The following is a 22089-nucleotide window of genomic DNA, read 5'->3' as shown; positions in this document are numbered from 1 at the left end:
TATGCTACAAGTTTCTGAACTTAATCAATATTATGGTGGAAGTCATATTTTACGTGGTCTCTCTTTTAGCGCTAAAAAAGGGGAGATAACCTGCTTACTGGGCCGTAATGGTGTGGGTAAAACAACACTACTCAAATGCCTTATGGGGATATTGCCGGTAAAGTCCGGGGAGATCCTCTGGCAACAACGGGTCATCAATCGCGATAAGCCACACCAACGGGTGCAGGCAGGTATTGCCTATGTCCCACAAGGACGCGATATTTTTCCTCGTCTGACGGTTGAGGAAAATATACTCATTGGATTATCTCGCTTTTCAGGATCAGCAGGCCATCATATTCCCGAAGAGATTTATCAGTTATTCCCTGTGCTGAAAGAGATGCGAACACGTCGTGGGGGGGATCTCTCTGGTGGCCAACAGCAGCAACTGGCTATTGCCCGGGCACTGGCTTGCAAGCCTCAATTACTGATCCTTGATGAACCGACAGAAGGTATTCAGCCTTCTGTTATCAAAGAGATAGGTTCAGTCATTCGTCAGCTTGCCCAGCGCGGGGACATGGCAATTTTGTTAGTCGAACAGTTTTATGATTTTGCCGCAGAACTGGCTGACAACTATTTGGTGATGTCCCGGGGGCAGATTGTTCAGCAGGGGCTGGGTTGCAACATGGAACAAGAACACGTCAGGGGGCTGGTGACAATTTAGCATCTGATGTCACCCCATAACAAAAGGAATGCCCTTCACTGCCTCAGAAGCCCGTGCATTAACAGGCAGTGGGGGGCATCCCACCTTCCCCACTGCCGGGCGTTAACAAGCCATGTTATTGTCGCATCTTAATCGCATAGTTCATGGCCTGTGTACGGCTCCTGACATTTAGTTTGGCGTAAATATTCTTCAGATGCCATTTGACTGTTTCTGTTGAAATATCCAGCTCACGTGCTATTTCCTTATTTGATCGCCCCTCACTGATTAGTGATAACGCCTGACACTCTCGCTCACTGAGACTCAGCGTCGCATCCGGTGGTTCCGGGTGCTGTGGTTGATCACTGGCCTGGGATAACGCATTGAGTAAACGCCCCAGGGCCATGCTTTCCTCACTTTGCACGGTAAGTGAATTTTGCAGGCAGACAAGCAGGGGGATTAATGCGTCCCCAACATCCAGTAAGCTCCGGTTAAATCCCTGGTGCACAACCCGTTGCAGTACTGCATTCAGCGTAACGCAGGCAAAGCTTTCTTCTCCTGACTGCCACAGTGCCAGCCCGAGGATGGCACGTAAACGAACCACAGCAAACCAGTGATGACAGCTCTCCTCCTCAGCGACCAGCGTCGCCAGGATTCTGCTGGCCTTTGGTGCCTCATGCTGGGCTATGAGTAAACGGCTTTCGCTGAGTACGGCATATTGAACAATTCTGCCCCGGCATACAGGGTCGATATTATGGGCCGTAGAATACGCCAGTCGGTCAAACTGTTGCTGCAACTGCTCCGCCCCCGTCTGATCGCCCCGTTGTAAGCGTACTCTGATTTGCTCGGCTAGCAGACGAGCTTCCAGGCGGGGCCATTTTCGAGAAACTGCAAGTCGGCCAGCATGTTCAAGTAACCGTTCGGCCTCTTGAGGGGTATCATCATACAAAGCCTGACGCGCCAGACTGATATAACAACCGCCCAGGGCATCTGGTGGGCTAAACCGGTCAATAAGTTCAAGTTTATCTGCCAGCAAGCCGTCAAGGTCATCAATTCCCCCCCGTTCATAGGCTATTTCTGCCAGTAATGGGGCCAGTGTTGCACCACTGGTTGACCTTGGCCCTGTATAGCGTTCGGCCCTGTTCAACTCATTACTGGCGCAGTAAACGGCCTCATCCAGATGGCCCAGACAGAGGTGACACTGGGCAATAATGAAGGCGCGGTAAACGGAAACGAACAAGTTATCAGGAGGATCGTCCGACTGGGGCATATGCTGCTGTACCTGTAGGGCTTCGGTATATCGCTGGCCAACGAGGTAGCAATAACTGAGAATATTGCAGACCAGGCCATCAACCCAAGTATCCCCGCAAGGAACGTCCCCCAATAAAGGTTCCACAATAGCCATACTCTGGGAAATATTTTCAGCAAATGCTTCACAAATTCCGCGCACCACCTGCAATTTTATCCCTGTGCTATGGGGTAATTTCACGCAGTAGTGATCAAGAAGTTGGTTGAGGTCATCAAGCACCTGTCGTGATTCTTCAAAACGAAAGTGGTGTGCCAGCGCCCAGGCAAGATTGATCTGAATATCGATACGTGACGCATCAATGCTGGCCGGAAGGTGGTGGACCCAGCGAACGAGGGTGTCAATATCCCCCTCTTCTGCCAGGGATTGTGCCCCTGCCCCATCCTGGCGAGCTTCTGGAACATTCTTTCCTGCAGCAAGGGCATGGCGCACTGCTTCAGCCCAGAGCTGCTGTTCCACAAACCATTGGCTCGCCCGCTCATGTAGCTGCTTGATATCAATATCAGGGAGCTGAATTAACTGGCCACTCAGGCACTCCTCTAACAATGGGTGATAGCGGAACCAGTAGCCTTGTTCATCCAAGGCGGAAAGAAACAGGTTGTGTTGCTCTATCCATGCCAGTATCTCCTGCCCATCATCCCGACCAGTGACAGCATTACACAACCGGGCATTTAACCGTTTGAGTACAGATGTCCTCACCAGGAAATCGATCACATCTTCAGGAAGGGCATCAAATACCACTTCCTTCAGGTAACGAGCAATGGTACGAGTCCCCCCCCGAAGATTATCAATCAGTTTGCCAGGAAAGAGTTGTAACTCAGGGGAAAGTGAGGCAATTTTTATTCCCGCGATCCACCCCTCTGTCGCGGACTGGAGTCGGCGTGAGTCCGACCCGCTGACGGGGACTTTAATACTCTGGCTAAGATAGCAACGCGTCTCTTCAAGGGTAAAGCGCAAGTCCTGATCATCAATGAAGATCAGCTGATCCTGGGCAAGAAGCCAGCTCAGAGTCAGATTTGTGTGAGAACGGCTGCCGATGATCAGGTGCAAGGCAGCAGGCATATGCTTGAGCAGGTAACTTAGTGCATCTTGCACCCCGGGATCATTAACCAGGTGAAAATCATCGATCACTAAATAGAGATCATGTGGGCAATAGTGCAATTGATTGATCAACTCGATCAAGCAACGCCGGGGATTTAATGCCCCAGACTCCTCAATACGTGACCAAAAATCAGCATTCCACCCTTGATATAACGGCCTCAATGCCTGTAACAAATAGGGAATGAAATGTCCTACCCCGTCATCATCTTCATCAAGAGCCAGCCAGGCGACACGTTCCCCCTGATGAATTAACGTTTGATACCAGTGAACTAATAATGTGGTTTTTCCAAAACCCGCGCCAGCACAAACCAGCGCCATGCGCCGCCCGCGAACTTGGTCGAGTTGCTCAAGTAGTCGCGTGCGCTGTAGCTGCTCACCAGCAGAACGTGGTGGTGTAAACTTGGTAAGAATTAATGGCAACCCTTGTACCAGCTGCCTCTTTCCCGAAACCAGTAATGCAGATGGATAATCTATCGGGTGTAAGTGCTTCATCCGTCGCGCCCCCCCCACTCTTCAATTGCTATCAGTGTACCCAGTCGCCGGGATGAAGCGGAGCCACATTGTGCAAAATCTTTGAGCTGACGCATGAAAAAAACCATTATCCCCCCTCTTTGGAGTGGCTAACCCCCGCCTCTAATCCCTTATCTTTTGTGCAGTGGCGTGGCCCAGCATGAAGTCCCGTCCCCTTATAAAAAGCCCGCCTTATCCGACCATCTTAAGGAGAGTCAGATGTCGCTAAGTAAACAAGCATTGTTACAGGCCTATCGAAAAATGCGCGAAATCCGCGTATTTGAAGAACGTCTGCATGAAGAGAACACCAGCGGTGATATTCCAGGATTTATTCACCTTTATACCGGGGAAGAGGCGATTGCCGTCGGTGTCTGTGAGAATTTAACGGATGCCGATTTCATCGGATCCACACACCGGGGTCATGGTCACTGTATTGCCAAGGGTTGTGATATTCACGGCATGATGGCTGAAATTTTTGGTAAAGACACAGGGCTGTGTCGTGGTAAAGGCGGCTCGATGCATATTGCCGATCTCTCAAAAGGTATGCTTGGGGCCAATGCTATCGTCGGCGGTGCACCTCCACTGGCCATTGGTGCCGCACTCACTGCCAAAACCTTGAAAACCGGCAATGTAGGCGTCTCTTTCACCGGTGACGGCGGCTCCAACCAAGGACTGGTCTTTGAAGCCATTAATATGGCGGTGGTATTACAACTTCCGGCTATCTTCATTTTTGAAAATAACGGCTATGGGGAAGGTACCGGTCATGATTACGCTGTCGGTGGCGGTGATATCGCCGGACGCGCTGCCGGTTTTGGTCTGCCAGCCGTTGTCGTCGATGGTAATGACTTCTTCGCGGTTTATGAGGCAACTGCCGAAGCGGTTAAACGTGCTCGTGAGGGAGGAGGCCCAAGTGTAATTGAGGCCAAAACCTTCAGATGGCATGGCCATTTTGAAGGGGACCCCGGGCTATATCGCTCACAGGGGGAAGTAAAACGACTACGGGAAGAGCATGACCCACTGAAAATTTTCGCAGCTCAGGTGGCAAAACAGATCACTAAAGAAGAGATGCAGGCCATCGATGCAGAAGTTGAAGCACTGGTGGACGATGCGGTGTTAAAAGCTCGCGCTGCGGCCTATCCGGCTCCAGAAAATCTGCTCACTGATGTCTATGTATCCTACTGAGGGTGATAAAAATGGCTATAAAAACCTATCGTGAAGCCGTCAAAGAAGCGCTAGCGCAAGAAATGGAACGGGATTCAAGCGTTGTCTTAATTGGCGAAGATCTACGGGGTGGGCACGGCGGTAATGCACCAGAAGAAGATAAAATTGAAGCCTTTGGTGGTGTGCTGGGTGTAACCAAAGGGCTCTGGACGCAATTCGGTTCAGATCGCGTTATTGATACCCCCATTACCGAATCTGCCATTATTGGCATGGCGGCGGGGGCTGCTGCCACCGGACTTCGTCCGGTGGCTGAACTGATGTTTATGGACTTTTTTGGCGTCAGCCATGATGCACTGTATAACCAGGCAGCCAAGTTCCGCTATATGTTTGGCGGCAAGGCCAAGGCCCCCATGGTTGTGCGGGGAATGATCGGAGCCGGTTTCTCTGCTGCAGCACAACATTCCCAGTCACCCTACAATATTTTCGCCACCACGCCGGGGCTAAAAGTTGTCGTTCCCTCAAGCCCTTATGATGTCAAAGGGTTACTAATTCAGGCTATCCGTGACGATGACCCCGTGGTCTTTTGTGAACACAAGATCCTCTATGACATGAAAGGGGAAGTTCCGTCAGAAATTTATACCATTCCTTTTGGCGTGGCTAATTATACCCGTGAAGGTGAAGACGTCACCATCATTGCGTTATCGGCCATGGTACACAAAGCGAATCAAGTCGCCGACAAACTGGCAAAAGAAGGGATTTCGGTCGAAGTGGTTGATCCACGAACCGTCTCACCACTGGACGAAGAAGGCATTCTCGAATCAGTGGCTTCCACTGGGCGCGTAGTCATTGTTGACGAGTCCGGTGCACGTTTTGGTTTTGCCCATGATGTCGCCGCACTGATCGTTTCTCAGGCATTTCATTTCCTCAAAGCCCCGGTAGTCCTGGTTACCCCGCCACATACCCCGGTGCCTTTCTCACCTGCGCTGGAAAAACTCTGGGTACCGAGTGTCGAGCGTATTGAGGCCGCCGTTCGCCAAGTACTGGAGGACTAAACCATGAGCGAAATAAAAACCCTCGACATGCCGAAATGGGGCCTGTCCATGGAGGAAGGAACACTTTCCCACTGGCTGGTTAAAGAGGGCTCCACATTTACCAAGGGCCAGGAAATTTGCGAAATTGAAACCAGTAAAGTGGTCAACTCACTGGAAGCCCCTTTCACTGGCACTCTGCGTAAATATCTCGTTCACGAAGGGGATACTGTCGCCGTGGGGGCTGTGCTGGCCCTGGCCGCCGATGCTTCAGTAAGTGATGAGGCCCTGGATGCTTTCGCGGCCAATTTGGGAACAGAGAAATCAAGTGCCCCCACACCACCTGCGGCTCCGACTTCAGCCACGCCGGTTACCGTCGCCACGGAGTCACTGCCAGCGACGACGTCACCCTCTTCACTGACCAAATCCCCCCAGCCCGCCTCTCCTTCATCGCAGCCACGGATCCCGGAAAGTTTACAGGGTGCTACTGATGTTGAAAGGGTTAAGTCAACACCACACGCTCTGCGCCAGGCGAATAAGCTGGGCGTCGATCTGGGCAAGGTGAATGGCAGTGGGCGAGAGGGGCGAATTTCCGTCGCCGATCTTGAACGTGCCATCATCGATGCCGGGGGACAACTGGCTCCAACAACGTTGCCATCCCGCTCGCTTAAACGTCCACGTTCACACGCTGATGATAGCCAGGTCTCCGCCACGCCGCTAGCGCGTCGTCTTGCCAGCCAGCTGGGAATCAACTTGCATGATTGCCGGGCCAGTGGCTCCCAGGGTCGTGTCAGCCGGGATGATGTGCAGGCTGCTGCACTACTTCTCAATGACCAGCCTCAGGCCGTTCCTGAAGTGGAAACCCTGTCGGCAGCTTTTGAAAACTTGCCCATGTCGGGTATGCGTCGAGCCATCGCAACACGTTTACAAGAGTCCAAACACAATGCTCCGCACTTTCGCCTGACCATCAACCTTGATCTTGATCCTTTGCTCAAATTGCGTAAGGAGATTAATGCTGGTGTAAAACAGATTAAAGTCTCAGTTAATGATCTTTTGGTGAAGGCCTGTGCACAAGCTCTGGTGACAGTCCCAGATGTCAACGTGCAGTTTGATGAAACCAGTCAGAGCATTCGCCGTTTTGCTGATGCCGATATTTCCGTTGCTGTGGCGTTACCCACTGGACTGATTACACCAATCGTTCGTATGGCAAACCGGAAGTCTATCAGCGAGATATCACAGGAGATCCATACACTGATCACTCATGCCAAAGCAGGAACTCTCAAACCTGAACAGTTTCTGGGGGGAACGTTTAGCATCTCCAATCTGGGCATGCTGGGGGTGAATCAATTTGATGCCATTATCAACCCGCCCCAGGGCGCTATTCTCGCGGTCGGGGCCGGGGAAGAACGGGCGGTTGTCCGGGGTGGGCAGCTTGTTGCATGCCAACAACTAACGGTGTCATTGTCCTGTGATCACAGGATGATCGATGGCGCACAGGGGGCTGTTTTCCTGCAAGAACTCAAGCGGCTGGTGGAAACACCCACCTTAATGCTGGTTTAGGGGGCCATCATGAATGAAAAATATGATGTATTGGTGATCGGTGGTGGTCCTGGGGGATACGTCGCTGCCATCCGGGCAGCCCAATTAGGGCTGCGCACAGCGGTTATCGAAAAACAGCATTTGGGAGGGATTTGTCTGAACTGGGGATGCATCCCCACGAAGGCTCTGCTCCACGGAGCAGAGGTGGCGCATACGATCAAACAGGCAAGTCAAGTCGGTTTCAGCACCGGTGATGTGAGCTTTGATTTGCAAAAACTGGTGCAATTCAGCCGAACAGTATCCCAGCGACTCACCAGCGGTGTTGAGTATCTTTTGAAAAAGAATGGTGTGACCGTGATTAGTGGCACGGCACATCTTGCGGCTAAAGGGTTAGTGTCAGTGACTGATGCTGAGGGGAGCCAGCATCACCTTCATGCCGACCATATTATTCTCGCTACCGGCGCCCGCCCCCGGGCATTACCTGGCATCACACCAGACGGGGAGCACATTTGGACCTACTTTGAAGCATTAAAGCCCAGGCGTTTACCAAAGTCTTTACTGATTATCGGCTCTGGTGCCATTGGAGTCGAATTCGCCAGCCTCTATCATGACCTTGGCTGTGAGGTTACGCTGGTCGAACTGGCAGGGCAAATCCTCCCGGTTGAAGATGCCGAAGTCTCATCTGTCGTGCGCAAGTCATTTGAAAAACGGGGGATTCATATTCATACCCAAACCCAGGTCAAAGCAGTGCATATTTCCGGCACAGGTGTGTGCTGTACCTTGCAGGGCCCCAATGAGGCGCTGCAAGTGGAGGTTGAACATGTTCTGCTGGCGGTCGGTGTTCAGCCCAATATTGAAGGACTTGGCCTGGAAGCCCTTGGCGTGGAACTGGATCGGGGCTTCATCAAGACTGATCCCGTTTGTCGCACAAATCTCTTTGGTCTTTATGCCATCGGTGATGTTGCTGGCCCACCATGCCTGGCGCATAAGGCCAGTCATGAGGGAATTCTTTGCGTCGAGGCACTGGCTGGCATTGCTGGCACACATCCCCTGGATCGTAATTTTGTGCCTGGCTGCACTTATGCAAGGCCACAAGTTGCCAGCCTGGGGATGACTGAAGCCGCTGCCCGTGCCAGTGGCCGACCACTAAAAATCGGTAAATTTGCTTACCAGGGGAACGGCAAGGCACTGGCCAGTGATGAATCGGAAGGTTTCGTGAAAACACTCTTCGATGCCAGTACCGGGGAGCTATTAGGAGCTCATATGGTGGGGGCGCAAGTCACGGAGCAGATCCAGGGTTTTGGTATTGCCCACAGTCTTGAAGCCACTGATGAGAGTTTACTGGGGGTTATGTTCGCCCATCCAACCCTCTCTGAAGCTATGGGGGAATCTATCCTTGCGGCAAATGGACGGGCACTACATCAGTGACGCCATGATCAGTTAAGCAACACCAGATAAAGGTTTATCGGGGCAGGAAACTGCCCCTCTTTGTCCCCTCCCGCCACCAGCTCATATGAATAACAACACATCAATAGTTCAATGCAAAATGGCCAGAAAGGTCGTCAATGCAATTCATTATAAAGAGAATAAAAAGAGAAAAAATATCTGATTATTAGAGCATTAATCACAATAATCAAAAATACCTGTTACTTTAATAATAAAATCTGCCGCGTAGACTTCACTTTTTTTAAAAAGAAAAAAATAAATTTTCAAATAAAAACAATAAAAAAGATATCACAGCACGCGATCCTCCCCCATTTACCACCAATAGAATGACGGTTTAACCCAGGCATATTCAGCAAGCGGATTTTGACACAACAGTAAAGTGCGATCAGTGTCAAAGTTATGATCTCTCCCACGTTATCTGTTTGATCAAATGCTCACATGCAATTAAAGTGTTCACGCATCCCTTCTTTCCCTATTGCGATACCCTTACCCTGCCTTATAAGGAGGAGTTCATATGAAAATAACCACTGAGTTATATCCTTCCGCACACATTGCCGAGCTTTTTTTCCCACTGGCCGGTGATGAAAATGCAATGCTGCATGTGATTCAAAGAATCGCCAGCATCGATTATTATCAAGGATTCGAGACAGGTATTATCCATCAGTCGCATATCGCTAAAAATATTCGTCAGCTCGCTGAAAAACACCCTTTACATGTCACCCAATGGTTAACCTTCGAGTTATTGAAAGACCATCTCAACCTCAGCAGCCTGGACCCTGAATTACGGGAGAAATCCATTCGTCGGGCCTGTGAATTGGTACACTTGGCGGCAGAATGCGGCACCAGTAAACTCTCCCTCGTAAGCGGTAGTGACCCCGGTGACACCCATCGTGAAGACGCTAAAAAGGGCTTTGGGGAAGCGCTTGTGCGCATTGGGGAAGTAGTCAGCCAGTATGACAACATGATACTGCAAGTGGAGCCCCTCGACCGCTTTGCACATAAATGTCAGCTTATTGGCCCAACGGATGAAACAGTAGCATGGATGAAAGCCCTGCGAGCAGACTGTCCAAAACTGTACCTCGCCTGGGATAGCGCCCATGTCGCGCTGAATCAGGAAGATCTTGTGGCATCACTGACACTGGCAGCACCGCTGATCTCACAACTGCATTTGGCTAACGCTATCCTTGATCCACAGGCCCAAGGGTATGGAGATTATCACATGAAATTTGGCGAACCAGGATTCCTTACCCTGGCGTCAGCGGCACAGATTATCAAAACCGCAATGCAGCTTGAACTTCCTAAAGAGCTCGCCCCCATATCCATCGCAATCGAAATGCGAACCACAAAACAGGACGATCTCTGGGATAACGAACGTCAGTGTCGCGAATTTTTGCAACATGCCTGGCAACAGGCTCAGAGCTAATCGCCACATTGACTCGCCCTGGTCGCTGAATGCCACGTCAGACGGCCAGGAGCTTCTACCACCGTGTAAAATACCAGGGAAAATAACTTACTTCTGACTGAGAAATATTAAGCAGGCTGGGAATATTATATATTATAAAAAATAGCCGTCACCGATATATTATGCTGAATCATTTCTATAACCATATTATTTCAATGGTTTTATCATATATATCCGCCTGTTATCGTATTGTTTTTTATTATGATAATACCTGCAGCGTGTCTTTTTGAGTGACGACGTCATCTGAAAAATACGTTTAAAAATATTGGGTTGCCCCAAGTTACCCCCCCCCCTGGCTTTTGCAAAAAGAAACCATTCTCATCTGAATATCATGGCGATAACATTACGCCTGCTCACGTTAAAAACAGCCATCAGCGTGAAAATGTAGGATATATCAAAGATATTACATTTCATCCTGTGGAATTATTTTTAACAGATAATTAAAAATAATCTGGTGCCTTTCTCAAGATATTATCTATATTAGAAAAGATACGTAAGTTATCAGCAGGATGTTTCCCGAACAGTTTGCGAAAAATTGAGGGGCGTTTTAACATGGTAAAGGATGTTTTATCTTCATATTACAGCGAATTAGATAATACTTACGCCTCACTGATATTATCTCACTCGCCCCCACAAAAAACATTACCTGTTATGACGCCAGATCCCCGCAGTCTCTTTAATGTGATGTGCGATGATCTTCTGGATACGAATACCGCCCAGAACCTTGCCACCTTCCGTCGGGCTACACCACAGAATCCCGGCAGGCAGGTTCCAGCCTGTTCAATACCTGCAGCTCGTGAAGATTTAATCGTACAAGGTATGTTGGTCTACTTTGATAGTCATCCGCTCAGTATTTCTCTGACGGAAAAGAGGGAGCGGCTTTTCACCACAGCTGAGACTTGTTAAGCGTTATGGTCGTGACTAGTCAGCAATGCAAATTATCCAGAGGAACCATTCTTACTGCTCAGAAAGGTTCGGTTATACGGGTAGCCGGTAATCAAGGCAATAAAAGTCATTGTTATTATTGACAGCATTCACTTAGGGACAAAACTTATGGCAACAGCAACTCCAGCTGCGAAACAACTGACACTGATCGGTTTTTTCGCAATCACCGCATCGATGGTTATGGCCGTCTATGAATATCCGACGTTCGCAACGTCGGGTTTTAGTCTGGTCTTCTTTTTATTACTGGGAGGGTTTCTCTGGTTTATTCCCGTCGCACTCTGTGCCGCTGAAATGGCCACTGTAGAAGGTTGGGAAGAAGGCGGAATATTCGCCTGGGTTTCTAATACATTAGGAGAACGTTGGGGGTTTGCGGCGATTTCTTTCACCTATTTAGAAATTGCCATCGGTTTCCTGCCCATGCTCTATTTCGTACTCGGGGCCCTGTCTTATATTCTTAACTGGCCAGAACTGAATACCGACCCTCTGCTTAAGACAATCGCGGCGTTAGTTATCCTATGGGTATTAGCATTTACTCAATTTGGTGGCACAAAATACACAGCATCAATCGCCAAGCTCGGGTTCTTTGCCGGTATTCTGTTACCGTCGCTGATTTTGCTGGTACTGGCCATTTGCTATCTGGCAAGCGGCGCTCCGCTGGCAATCGAAATGAGTACAGAGACCTTCTTCCCTGACTTTACTCAGATAGGCACACTGGTAGTATTCGTGGCGTTTATCCTGAGCTATATGGGAGTAGAAGCCTCAGCAACGCATGTGAATGAAATGAAAAACCCAGGGCGGGACTACCCTATCGCCATGCTGTTGCTGATGATAGCCGCGATTTGCCTGAGCTCTATCGGTGGTCTTTCTGTTGCCTCGGTTATCCCTGGGGATGAAATTAACTTATCTGCGGGTGTCGTCCAGACCTTTGAGCTATTAATCAGCCACTTCAGCACCTCAGCAGAATGGGTAGCAAGAATCATTGCCGCTTTATTAGTATTAGGCGTTCTGGCTGAAATTGCGGCATGGATTGTTGGCCCTTCTCGCGGCATGTATGTGGCTGCTCAGAAAGGGATCCTGCCGAAATCTTTTGCGAAGGTGAATAAGAATGGCGTGCCCGTCACTCTGGTGATTTCTCAGTTACTGCTAACCTCTGTGGCACTGATTGTGTTAACCAATACCGGTGGTGGCGGTAATATGTCATTCCTGATTGCGTTAGCATTAACCGTAGTCATTTACCTGTGCAGCTACTTTATGCTGTTCCTCGGTTACATTCACCTGGTCCGTAAACAACCAGAGAAAAAACGTGCTTTTAATGTGCCAGGGGGTAACGGTTTTAAACTGCTAATCGCTTGTGCTGGTTTCATTATTTCTGTTCTGGCATTTGTTGTTTCATTCTTCCCGCCAAGTTCCTTACCGGCAGGCGGCAGTGCTGATACCTATGTCATGATCCTGACAATAAGCTTTATTGTGATTTTCCTGATACCTTTTGTTATCTATGCTGTTCATGACAAAAAAGGCAAAGAGACGGGTGTCACAATGGTACCTATCAAAACGCACAATGCACCGGCGAACCATTTCTTTATTCATCCCCGGGCGCGTTCTACCCACCACCTGATCCCTGACGATCAACAGGGAAACAGTTCTAACGATAAAAAATAGCAAACTCTCCCGCCGTTATGTGCACAAGAGTGCCGTGACGGCGGGCTATTTTCCTTACCGGGAGACCAGCACACCGTTTGTTATTGCGACCTTTTTATAATGCATTCACAGGAGTCAATTTTATGTTAGAGCATGATGCTATCCAGTCTGCAGTCAATGATGCCTATCACTCTTTCGGTCAGGAGACCGGCGGAAAAAATGCAGACTATATTCCTTTCCTCGCGGGTGTGGATCCCAGCCTTTCCGGGCTGGCGGTAGTCACTGCTAAAGGTGATATTTTTACCGCGGGTGATACCGCTTACCGCTTTGCCATTGAGTCTATTTCCAAAGTCTGTACCCTGGCACTGGCTCTGGAGGATTTTGACCCCCAGACTATTCAACAAAAAATCGGCGCTGATCCTACAGGCTTGCCGTTTAACTCCGTCATGGCGTTAGAGCTACACGGTGATAAACCCTTGTCCCCTCTGGTCAATGCCGGCGCAATGGCAACAACCAGCCTGGTAAAAGCCAGTTCAGCAGAGGAGCGCTGGCAACGAATTCTGAAAATGCAACAGCGGTTAACATCATCACAAGTGGCGATCAGTGATGAGCTTAACCAGTCAGAACAGACCACCAATTTCCATAACAAGGGCATCGCCTGGTTACTTTACTCCGCGGGGTTTATGTACAGTGACCCAATGGAAGCTTGCGATGTGTATACCCGTCAGTGTTCCACGCTACTCAATACGGTTGAACTCGCGACTCTTGGGGCGACAATTGCCTCGGGCGGGCGCAATCCGGTAACCAATGAGCAAGTATTAACCGCAGCTAACTGCCCGGCGATCCTCGCAGAAATGACCATGGAAGGGATGTATGACAGCTCTGGTGACTGGGCTTATACCGTAGGGTTACCCGGTAAAAGTGGGGTGGGTGGTGGTATCTTAACTATCGCCCCAGGCAAACTCGCTATTGCGGCCTTCTCACCGCCACTCGATCCTGTTGGCAACAGTGTTCGTGGGCAGAAAATGGCTGCTGCAGTTGCCCAGGCCCTTAAGCTGAATTTATACCAGTGTTAATGGTCTGACGGAGATAGCGGCAGGGTTGCCGCTATCCTGACTGCTTTCTGCCTCTACGACACGACAGCAAAACGCCTCTCCCGGAAGCCATCGAGCAGCGGAGTAAAAATCACAGTAACCCCGCAATAAAAACGCGACTCCAGCCAGAATGTTTATCCCCTACTGCCTGGCATAGGCAGCTGCACTGGCAAATAAGTCATCCGATGGACGTACTCCCGTGTACAGGCTGAATTGCTCCACAGCCTGAATGGCAAACACTTCTGCGCCGCTAATCACCGCTTTGTTGTGTGCACGAGCATAACGGATCAATGGGGTTTCAGCAGGCAATGCAACAACATCAAAAATCACCGTTGCAGCATCAATTTCCTGAGGTGAAAAAGCCAGTGTTTCCGATTCTGGCCCACCTGCCATACCCAGTGGGGTTGCGTTAATCAGGACGTCAGCAGTTACGCCAGTCATATCTGTACTGTGCTGAAAACCCTGGGATTTAGCTAATGCCTGACCACTTTCATCGTCACGGGCAATAATATAGCCCTTGGTAAAACCATGATTTTTTAACGCACAAGCAACGGCACTCGCCATACCACCGCTGCCTTTCAGAGCAAAAGTCAGCCCTGCAGGAACCCGATACTGGTTGAGCAGCGTTTCAATGGCAATATAATCCGTGTTATAGCCTTTGAGATAACCGTCGGTATTCACGATAGTGTTAACCGAGTGGATCACACTCGCAGAGGTATCAAGCTCATCAATAAAAGGAATACAGGCCTGTTTAAACGGCATGGATACACCGCAGCCACGGATACCCAGCGCTTTAATTCCGGTAATAGCACCACCTAAATCATTGGTGGTAAAAGCTTTATACAAGTAGTTCAGATTCAGTGCATCATACAAATAATTATGAAAACGGGTACCGAAATTAGTCGGCCTCGCTGCCAGTGACATGCAGATTTTTGTCTCTTTATCGATCATTCTTGTCATGGGATTCCCTGCTAATTCGATTGATTGTAGAAAAATATTGCTTTAAAAAGAGGAAATAAAAAATTGATGTGTTTCTCAGTCTAAAGTTCACCTTTTATGAATATCCAACGTCTTGAACAGCATTACCAAAAGATTATAGCTATGTTCCCGCAGCGTGATGTGTTTACCACCTTGCAGGAACTGGCGGATATCCTCTATTGCAGTAAACGCCATATGCGTACACTGATTATTCATATGCAGCAAGCCGGCTGGCTGACCTGGCACAGTCAGCCCGGCAGAGGACACAGAGCGCGTCTGACACTGCACTATTCTTCACAGGCCCTGATACTGGCAAAAGCAGAACGACTACTGGATCGCAATGATATGCATGGTGTACTGGCGGTTCTTGGTGACGACCGCCAGTATCTGACGCAGTTGCTACGTAACCGCATGGGATACAGTGTTCATGAAGATCGCCAGTCACTGCGTATTCCTTACTACCGAACACTGCATAATTTATATCCAGGAACGCCACTCCGCCGCTCAGAGGTCCATCTGGTCAAGCAAATCTTCAGTGGCCTGACAGGTATTGATGAAACCACAGGAAGCGTCAAAAAAGGGCTCGCCCACCACTGGCGCCAGCTCACGCCATTATGCTGGTGTTTTTTTCTGCGCCCAGGTGTCTTATTTCATGATGGAACGCCTTTAACCAGTAAGGATGTTGTCGCCTCTCTACGCCGCAGTGCCACGCGTCCTCTCTTTTCGCATTTTCGCACTATAGAGGCCCAGGGAGAGCTGAGTATTATCATTGAACTTGCCTACCCGGATGAAAACTTACCCCTACTCCTGGCTAATGCTGGCGCACTGATTTTGCCTGCGGATCACCTACAGCGTGGCAATTTTGCCTCACATCCGGTGGGTACCGGCCCTTATCAGGTGACGGAAAATAATGACTGGCACCTCGTGTTGAGTGCCTTTGATCGCTATTTCGGTTTCAGAAGCTTGCTGGATACCATTGAAGTCATCACCTGCCTTGATAATACCGGCCAGGGTGATGTTACCCGCCCTTTCGCTTTGCTGAGTTCAAGTATGAGTGACGTGGAATATGTTTCCGCCCACGGGGAGGATTTTTCAGCGGCTGCCGATAATCGCATACTGGAAAGAGGGGGATACTTTTTGCTGTGTGACAGTCGCTCACCCCGGTGGCAAAGCATTGAACAGCGCCGATGGTTGCAGCAGACCCTGTCCCCTGCCCTGATCCTCCATAATCTGCCTAAAGAAATCCGTCCCTTGTGGTCGCCTGCCACCAGTTTACTGCCAGACTGGCATCATCAGATAGTCTCCGGCCCGATGCGTGATCCCTGGTCACGAGATCCTGTTCACCAGCCACAGCATTTACGCATGGCCTATCATTGCCAGCATTGGGAGCTCCCCAGACTCGTCGAGGCTTGTCAGCACCTACTCGCCGCACATCATATTACCCTTGAAGCGATAGAACTGCCTTATGATGCCTGGGCCAGAGGAGAAGGCCAGGCAGATATATGGCTGGGTACGGTGAATTTTACGTTGCCAGAAAAGTGGAATGTAGGTGCGTGGTTACTGGGAATGCCATTACTGAAAATCTCTATCTCAGGTGGCGATCAGCAACGTTTTGCCGACTGGCAGCAACAATGGCGAAACAAAAGCCTTTCATCACAACAGCTGACAGCAGAGATCATTAGCGATGGCTGGCTCCAGCCTTTGTTTCATCACTGGATGCATATCACAGGTTCCGAGCAAGCTCAGGGGATTCATTTAAATAACTTAGGCTGGTTTGACTTTACGTCAATCTGGATTGAACCACATGAAATATCCCGATGACGCGAGACAAGGCTTCCGGCAAGAAAAGCATGCCATCATTCAATCCAGTGTTCCCTATTGGAAATTTCACGTAGCCACATCTACGCTTAATACAGTCAACTGAGATCAACGTGCTATTCAAACGCGAGCTCATGTTTGGCTATCTATCGGAAAAAGGAGAGTTAAATATGAGGCGTCTTTTTAGCGCAGTAATGATCACAGCCGCTCTGTCCACAGTTCCGTTTTTGGTCAGTGCCCAGGAAACGTCAACCGTAGCACAGCAACAAGCGGCTGAAACACTCAAAATTTCTGAACAGGGTTTTACCGCCGTGCAAGATGTACGACTCGCCCGGCTGGCTATTTTTCAAGGGGTGCCTGAACACGCTGTTAAGCTGACAGAAAACGCAGCAAAACTGCTAACCGATGACAGTATCGACTGGAAGAAATTTGCCACCACGAATAAAAATGCCGCACTGATCGGTGATCAGTATATTGCGATTGATGGTACCGTGGGCATTAGTGAAAACTTCATTTCCACACCGGAAAAACAGGCTGCGATTAAAAAAGCAAATGAACAGCTGTCACAAGGTGATAAAAAAAGTGCCATGGAAACTCTGCGCCTGGCAGATATCTCCGTCACACAGAAACTCTATTTACTACCACTGAAGCATTCTCAGATAGCCGTAGCAGAAGCCCAGAATTTGTTGAAAGAGAAAAAGTATTACGAAGCAAATCTGGCGCTTAAAGCTATTGAAGATAGTGTGCTGGTTGATAATACAGGCATTGTTGCAGAATAATATAACCATAGCCTGACAGGTGAAATACTACCTGTCAGGTGCTGAATCCCTTGGTATGACATTTATTTTCCAGTCCCCTTCCCTTCAGCTAAACAGTTCAGTGCGTAGCAGAAAAACTTAGCCAGCATTTAATTCATCTAAATCATAAAGAAAATCAGCAAGCCCCCAGATATCTTTGTCATGACTAATGTTTATTATTGTGGCGTCAGGGAAAAAAGATCTGATGTTATTCAGAACTGTTTTTTTGTTCATTTTATCCAGCGAAGCCGTGGCTTCGTCCAATATAATGACCTTTGGATTCCGGAGAAAAAGCCTCGCAATTGAAATCCTCTGCTTTTGTCCACCCGATATATTATCACCAGAATCCTGAAGTTGCATATCAAGCGAAACATTTTCGCCGTTTATTTTATCAATACATGCAAGACGCAATGAATCTAACATATCAGCATCAGTAGACAATGGGTTCGCCACTGACAAATTAAACCTTAATGAATCCATAAAAATAAAGTCATCTTGTGTTACATGATAAACTAACTCACACAATACATCATCAGATATATCTTTAACAGGAATACTATTAAAATAAATCTCACCGGAGTAATCACTGACATAATTTGTTATTATCTGAGCAAGCGTTGTCTTTCCTGAGCCACTATCACCACGAATCGCGATAAATGCCCCCGCTTTGAATACAGCATTAAAATTATTTAAAATTTCTTTTTCACCACTAGAATATGAAAATGATACATTTCTACAGGTTATCTCTATTTTTTCTTTTGGAATTTCATATTCTCTTGCATGAATGAACTCTGCTTCTTTATGTTCATCAATAAAACGCGATAAGCTATTATAAGATCTTTTCACATCAGAAATAACATTAGACATAGATTCAACAGGTGAGGTGAACAAATTTATATATGAGGTAATAAGAACAAATGAAGCAATAGACATCTCACCGTGTATTACACTATATACACTATAAAAAAATAAAAATACAAAAAGCACAAAGCTTTGTGAAGAACTCAATGAGAATAGCTGGAATGTTTTCTTCCAATATCTTTTTTGAGCCTTTTCTTCCTTATCTAAAAATAAATCATATCTTTTTTCAATGGACTGAAGACAATTATTCTTTTTTATTGCAACGATATTTTGTACAGAGTCACTTAATTTCATATAGGAGTTTACTGTTGAATCCATCATCTTAATACGCAATCCAGAAATCCTTTTGTTCAGGATTATCGTAGTTAAAAAGAACAGAAAGATATAGATGGAAAATACCATGGCAACTAATGGAAAATCAGAAGTTAAACAAATGGCAGAAACAAATAGCAGCTGTAATAAAGGGCTGACAATGCCCTGGGAAAATGTCTTAATTAAGATATATATATCATTAGATGCTTCTGTCAACATTTGGCATATATAACCACCATTTTTATCCTTCAAGTATTCTATAGGGTTTGATAAAATCGCTTTCAAATAAGAACTTGATATATTTTTTAAAAGCGACACTCTTAAAAAACCCTGTGATGTATTTAAAATGATTTCACAAAATTTAGTGAGTAACATAATGATCGCATACAATAGTATATAAAATATATAATCATCTAAATGATTAGCCATCCCCATATTAGAAATTATCTCGGCTAATATTAAAGGCGCGGTTGTTATTGAAAGAGAAAATAGCACAGTAAATAAAAATGTAGACCAAAAAAAAAGCTTACTTTTTTTATCTAATAATGCATAAATATAAAAAACAACTTTCATTATTAACACCTCTATTATTAAAAGCCATTTACCAATAGAAAAATAGCAACCTGATATAGTTTATGTATGAAGAGATAATCTTTTGGTGTATACATCACACATGATTGGTACAGCAGCTTTTCATTAAAACAGTCATCCGTAACCTCAATCAACTGCAATAGCTTTGCTTTATTAACAACATACCTGATTTGTTCTTTCTTCACATTTAAAATATTGAAAATAACATCAGATGATGACTGTTTTGAACAATTGAAAAAACATGTGTCACCATATCTTTCGTTAGCCATTTCTCGCATTAACGCTCTGTCATAGTTGGCATTAAAATGATCATAAGATTTAAAACCCAAAAAACACGCTATGACATTTTCAAATAACAAAGGAGACACAATATCTATTTTTCCATTACTGCTCACTCCATTTTTTGAATATATTGACTCAATGATATTAATAGCATGTTCATGTTTCCCTGGCGCAGGGTGAATCATCAATCTCCTTTCTGCATAGATATTCATTATTATTTCTTTAAATGTAATACCTTTTAGCGTCGCCAGTTCAGCCATTTTTTTAACACCTTTAAAGAAACCTTTATCTTTAAAAGCATCCACACAAGATAATCCTATGGAGTTTTGACCAAAAACAGCATCCCCGCCATGCCCACAAAAAAACTGGACAGGGGAATGACTTACCTTTTTTTCACCTAACAGATCATATGAAAGACATATTGGAACTTGATGTGGAAAATCAAAACCAACTCCAGAATATGAATCAAGAGAATAATCAAGCATCTCTTTAACCTTTATTAACTTAATGCCAAGATGCTTACATTTTTCTTCTGCTATATATAATTCACCATTATTAATGAAGTTTGACAATGATTTATAGTAAGGGCTGAACACAAGGTTCATTTCCTTCATCGTATAAAGAAGCAGTGTTGAGTCAAAGCCACCAGAATAATACAGGCCAATATCCCGCCCATCTAATGATGATAAGATATTGTTTTTTATAATAGAAAAAATATTATCACTTTTAATTATTTTCTCTTCACACCTGAATGATGAGCTCACTTCGTTCAAATTAAAATCAATTTTTTCTATATAGCCAGGTTTAAAAAAAACAACATTATAGAATATTGTTTTATCATGGAAAAGCTTATTGCTAAATACATATTCTTTTATCTCTTCAGGGTTTACCTCAGGTTTTTCTTTTTCATTTATAACACCACTCATGCCAATGGAAATAGTTATATTTGTTTTATTTTTACAAATAAAGACATAACATGCATTATGTGTTGTCGTATAACATTCAATAAAGCTTTTTTCCAGGCATAAACAAATAAAAACCCCACTCCCTGTTATATTGCCCATAATATAATCAGTGCTATTACAGAAATGTTCCTCTGTAAATTTTTCACCGTCTATCCATAAATCGCCAAACCATAAAAAAAGACAACCGTTATCGTACAAGAAAAACCTATTATCGATGAAGAAATAGTTTCCCTTATGATTAAAAGAATAGTCAGTCATTATAATCCAACCTCCAGTATTACACTTAACAATTTCCTTAAATTAATATCATCATTTATAACAACACCCTCTACTTCAACCCAGGCGTGAGCAAAAAAAGGTCTGGTTTTTACACCAAGAACAAGGACACTACTAATCCCTCTGTGTGCCAAAAAATGCTGTAATGCTACAGACGTAATTATACAGTCAGTCTTGCTGTTATTCAGATAGAACGTTTTTCTTATTAACCATAGATAAGCACTGATTATTAAATGCTTGTCATGTGTTATTTTATTCTTTAATTTCGGTTTTTTATTTAAAATAAAATCCCATTTGTCTTTTATTATTCTGTTACTTATTCTTTTTAACTTAAAACCATACCAAATAAGTTTGAAGAAAAGCAAAAAACCATTCTTTGATTTTAATGATGGCACCTTCGGAGACCAGCGCTCTTCTAATATATGTTGCTTTGGCATTTGACCGGCATCTGTTAAATTCAAAAAAATCATCTTATACTCACCCAGAAGAGTAATTGATTCTTTAATCATATCCTTATCAACTATTTCATCACCATTATTTTCAATAAGATAAAATTCATCACTATTAAAATCAAGTATGATAATATCACTATTATAAATACAGGCTGCTATTTCATTCAAATTTAAATCCTTTTTTATATTATACAGCGTAACTTGACGACGTGAAAAAGCAATGATACATATGGCTTCGTAATATAAATACCTGTTTATATTGCACTGACATTATTAATTAGCTTCGTAGCATTCTGTAAATAAAAAGGAGATTTAGCGATGATTATAGGAAGAAATAAATTTAAAGCAAAAAAAATAATCAAAGTTGGAAGTGCGATAGCATTGACAAAAGGAGGTGGAGGCCAAATAGTTGAATACTTTACTAATGGGGGGATCGGTCGATATAGTTAATTAACTATATCATTGAGCAAGGTGCCATTTATGGCGCCTTGCTTCAAAAATAAACCCGCAATATACTTGAACCATAAAATAAAAATAATCAGCCAGTTGTCCGTAAATCATTCCATGGCATGAAATTAGTCTGAAATACCATTCCTTGATGATATATTTAAAATATGGCCTCAACCCTATTAGTTATGACATTTGACTGCGGATAGTATTATCACAATCATCTTCTTATCAGTGGGTTTGCAAATGCTATTACCAGCCCTCGCCCAAGCAGGGCGTATCACATCAAAGATCTTCGTTTACGACAATGCCAAGTATACAGAGACAGTGGCAAGCAAACCTAACGAGCAGTGCAAATACCCCAGGATATTCGAGGATGAGTGCCCTCTCTTCCCTGGTTGTTA

General features: G+C 45.8%; 16 protein-coding genes. 11 read left to right on the top strand and 5 right to left on the bottom strand.

From position 1 onward, the window contains the following. Position 1 precedes the first annotated feature (1 nt). Entirely contained in the window at positions 2-700 is a 699-nt protein-coding gene (gene urtE, locus JK154_RS13540; protein WP_211993086.1) for an urea ABC transporter ATP-binding subunit UrtE, read from the top strand. A 115-nt stretch (positions 701-815) separates the two neighbouring features. On the opposite strand, the gene JK154_RS13535 is transcribed toward urtE, so the two are convergent. Continuing rightward, entirely contained in the window at positions 816-3575 is a 2760-nt protein-coding gene (locus JK154_RS13535) for a LuxR C-terminal-related transcriptional regulator (RefSeq protein WP_211993085.1), read from the bottom strand. A 237-nt stretch (positions 3576-3812) separates the two neighbouring features. Here JK154_RS13535 and JK154_RS13530 point away from each other — a divergent pair, with 237 nt between their 5' ends. The 8 genes from JK154_RS13530 (at position 3813) to glsA (ending at position 13888) form a co-directional block, all read left to right on the top strand. Continuing rightward, positions 3813-4775 (top strand): thiamine pyrophosphate-dependent dehydrogenase E1 component subunit alpha, encoded by a 963-nt coding sequence (locus tag JK154_RS13530; protein WP_211993084.1) that lies wholly within the window; start codon positions 3813-3815, stop codon positions 4773-4775. A gap of 11 nt (positions 4776-4786) precedes the next feature. After that, positions 4787-5806 carry an alpha-ketoacid dehydrogenase subunit beta gene (locus JK154_RS13525; protein WP_211993083.1) on the top strand — a complete coding sequence of 340 codons (1020 nt, stop codon included), beginning with the start codon at positions 4787-4789 and terminating at the stop codon, positions 5804-5806. Positions 5807-5809: 3 nt separating this feature from the next. Then, on the top strand, positions 5810-7342 hold the full coding sequence (locus tag JK154_RS13520) for a 2-oxo acid dehydrogenase subunit E2 (RefSeq protein WP_211993082.1): 1533 nt from the start codon (positions 5810-5812) through the stop codon (positions 7340-7342). 9 nt (positions 7343-7351) lie between these two features. After that, complete coding sequence (gene lpdA / locus JK154_RS13515) at positions 7352-8749, top strand: dihydrolipoyl dehydrogenase (RefSeq protein WP_211993081.1); 1398 nt, start codon at positions 7352-7354, stop codon at positions 8747-8749. A gap of 532 nt (positions 8750-9281) precedes the next feature. Beyond that, on the top strand, positions 9282-10190 hold the full coding sequence (locus tag JK154_RS13510) for a TIM barrel protein (RefSeq protein ID WP_211993080.1): 909 nt from the start codon (positions 9282-9284) through the stop codon (positions 10188-10190). A gap of 591 nt (positions 10191-10781) precedes the next feature. Then, positions 10782-11135, top strand: coding sequence for a hypothetical protein (locus JK154_RS13505; protein WP_211993079.1), 354 nt, complete (start codon positions 10782-10784; stop codon positions 11133-11135). 147 nt (positions 11136-11282) lie between these two features. Beyond that, positions 11283-12833, top strand: coding sequence for a glutamate:gamma-aminobutyrate antiporter (gene gadC / locus JK154_RS13500; protein ID WP_211993078.1), 1551 nt, complete (start codon positions 11283-11285; stop codon positions 12831-12833). Between the two features lie 122 nt (positions 12834-12955). Next, positions 12956-13888 carry a glutaminase A gene (gene glsA / locus JK154_RS13495; RefSeq protein ID WP_211993077.1) on the top strand — a complete coding sequence of 311 codons (933 nt, stop codon included), beginning with the start codon at positions 12956-12958 and terminating at the stop codon, positions 13886-13888. 159 nt (positions 13889-14047) lie between these two features. On the opposite strand, the gene JK154_RS13490 is transcribed toward glsA, so the two are convergent. After that, a complete protein-coding gene (locus JK154_RS13490; RefSeq protein ID WP_211993076.1) occupies positions 14048-14866 on the bottom strand; it encodes a shikimate 5-dehydrogenase in 819 nt (272 codons plus the stop codon). Positions 14867-14962: 96 nt separating this feature from the next. On the opposite strand from JK154_RS13490, the gene sgrR reads away from it, so the two are divergent. Together sgrR and JK154_RS13480 are read left to right on the top strand one after the other, a co-directional pair. Next, positions 14963-16705: an HTH-type transcriptional regulator SgrR gene (gene sgrR, locus JK154_RS13485; protein ID WP_211993075.1), complete on the top strand. Its 1743-nt coding sequence runs from the start codon at positions 14963-14965 to the stop codon at positions 16703-16705. 167 nt (positions 16706-16872) lie between these two features. After that, on the top strand, positions 16873-17481 hold the full coding sequence (locus JK154_RS13480) for a YfdX family protein (RefSeq protein WP_211993074.1): 609 nt from the start codon (positions 16873-16875) through the stop codon (positions 17479-17481). A gap of 117 nt (positions 17482-17598) precedes the next feature. On the opposite strand, the gene JK154_RS13475 is transcribed toward JK154_RS13480, so the two are convergent. From JK154_RS13475 to JK154_RS13465, 3 genes are read right to left on the bottom strand one after another with little or no spacing between them, the layout of a single operon-like run. Continuing rightward, entirely contained in the window at positions 17599-19245 is a 1647-nt protein-coding gene (locus JK154_RS13475) for an ABC transporter ATP-binding protein (RefSeq protein ID WP_211993073.1), read from the bottom strand. A gap of 17 nt (positions 19246-19262) precedes the next feature. Next, entirely contained in the window at positions 19263-20768 is a 1506-nt protein-coding gene (locus tag JK154_RS13470) for a hypothetical protein (protein ID WP_211993072.1), read from the bottom strand. Beyond that, positions 20768-21406, bottom strand: a complete 639-nt coding sequence (locus JK154_RS13465; protein ID WP_211993071.1) for a lasso peptide biosynthesis B2 protein — start codon at positions 21404-21406, stop codon at positions 20768-20770. Before JK154_RS13465 ends, JK154_RS13470 begins: the two co-directional genes overlap by 1 nt. Between the last annotated feature and the right edge of the window lie 683 nt (positions 21407-22089).

It is taken from the genome of Citrobacter sp. JGM124 (assembly GCF_018257795.1).
Taxonomy (GTDB): domain Bacteria; phylum Pseudomonadota; class Gammaproteobacteria; order Enterobacterales; family Enterobacteriaceae; genus JGM124.
This window is presented reverse-complemented; position numbering and strand designations above follow the sequence as displayed.

Coding starts and splice junctions, on each gene's coding strand:
- urtE (WP_211993086.1), top strand. CDS start 2: ATGCTACAAGTTTCTGAACTTAATCAATATTATGGTGGAAGTCATATT.
- JK154_RS13535 (WP_211993085.1), bottom strand. CDS start 3,575: ATGAAGCACTTACACCCGATAGATTATCCATCTGCATTACTGGTTTCG.
- JK154_RS13530 (WP_211993084.1), top strand. CDS start 3,813: ATGTCGCTAAGTAAACAAGCATTGTTACAGGCCTATCGAAAAATGCGC.
- JK154_RS13525 (WP_211993083.1), top strand. CDS start 4,787: ATGGCTATAAAAACCTATCGTGAAGCCGTCAAAGAAGCGCTAGCGCAA.
- JK154_RS13520 (WP_211993082.1), top strand. CDS start 5,810: ATGAGCGAAATAAAAACCCTCGACATGCCGAAATGGGGCCTGTCCATG.
- lpdA (WP_211993081.1), top strand. CDS start 7,352: ATGAATGAAAAATATGATGTATTGGTGATCGGTGGTGGTCCTGGGGGA.
- JK154_RS13510 (WP_211993080.1), top strand. CDS start 9,282: ATGAAAATAACCACTGAGTTATATCCTTCCGCACACATTGCCGAGCTT.
- JK154_RS13505 (WP_211993079.1), top strand. CDS start 10,782: ATGGTAAAGGATGTTTTATCTTCATATTACAGCGAATTAGATAATACT.
- gadC (WP_211993078.1), top strand. CDS start 11,283: ATGGCAACAGCAACTCCAGCTGCGAAACAACTGACACTGATCGGTTTT.
- glsA (WP_211993077.1), top strand. CDS start 12,956: ATGTTAGAGCATGATGCTATCCAGTCTGCAGTCAATGATGCCTATCAC.
- JK154_RS13490 (WP_211993076.1), bottom strand. CDS start 14,866: ATGACAAGAATGATCGATAAAGAGACAAAAATCTGCATGTCACTGGCA.
- sgrR (WP_211993075.1), top strand. CDS start 14,963: ATGAATATCCAACGTCTTGAACAGCATTACCAAAAGATTATAGCTATG.
- JK154_RS13480 (WP_211993074.1), top strand. CDS start 16,873: ATGAGGCGTCTTTTTAGCGCAGTAATGATCACAGCCGCTCTGTCCACA.
- JK154_RS13475 (WP_211993073.1), bottom strand. CDS start 19,245: ATGAAAGTTGTTTTTTATATTTATGCATTATTAGATAAAAAAAGTAAG.
- JK154_RS13470 (WP_211993072.1), bottom strand. CDS start 20,768: ATGACTGACTATTCTTTTAATCATAAGGGAAACTATTTCTTCATCGAT.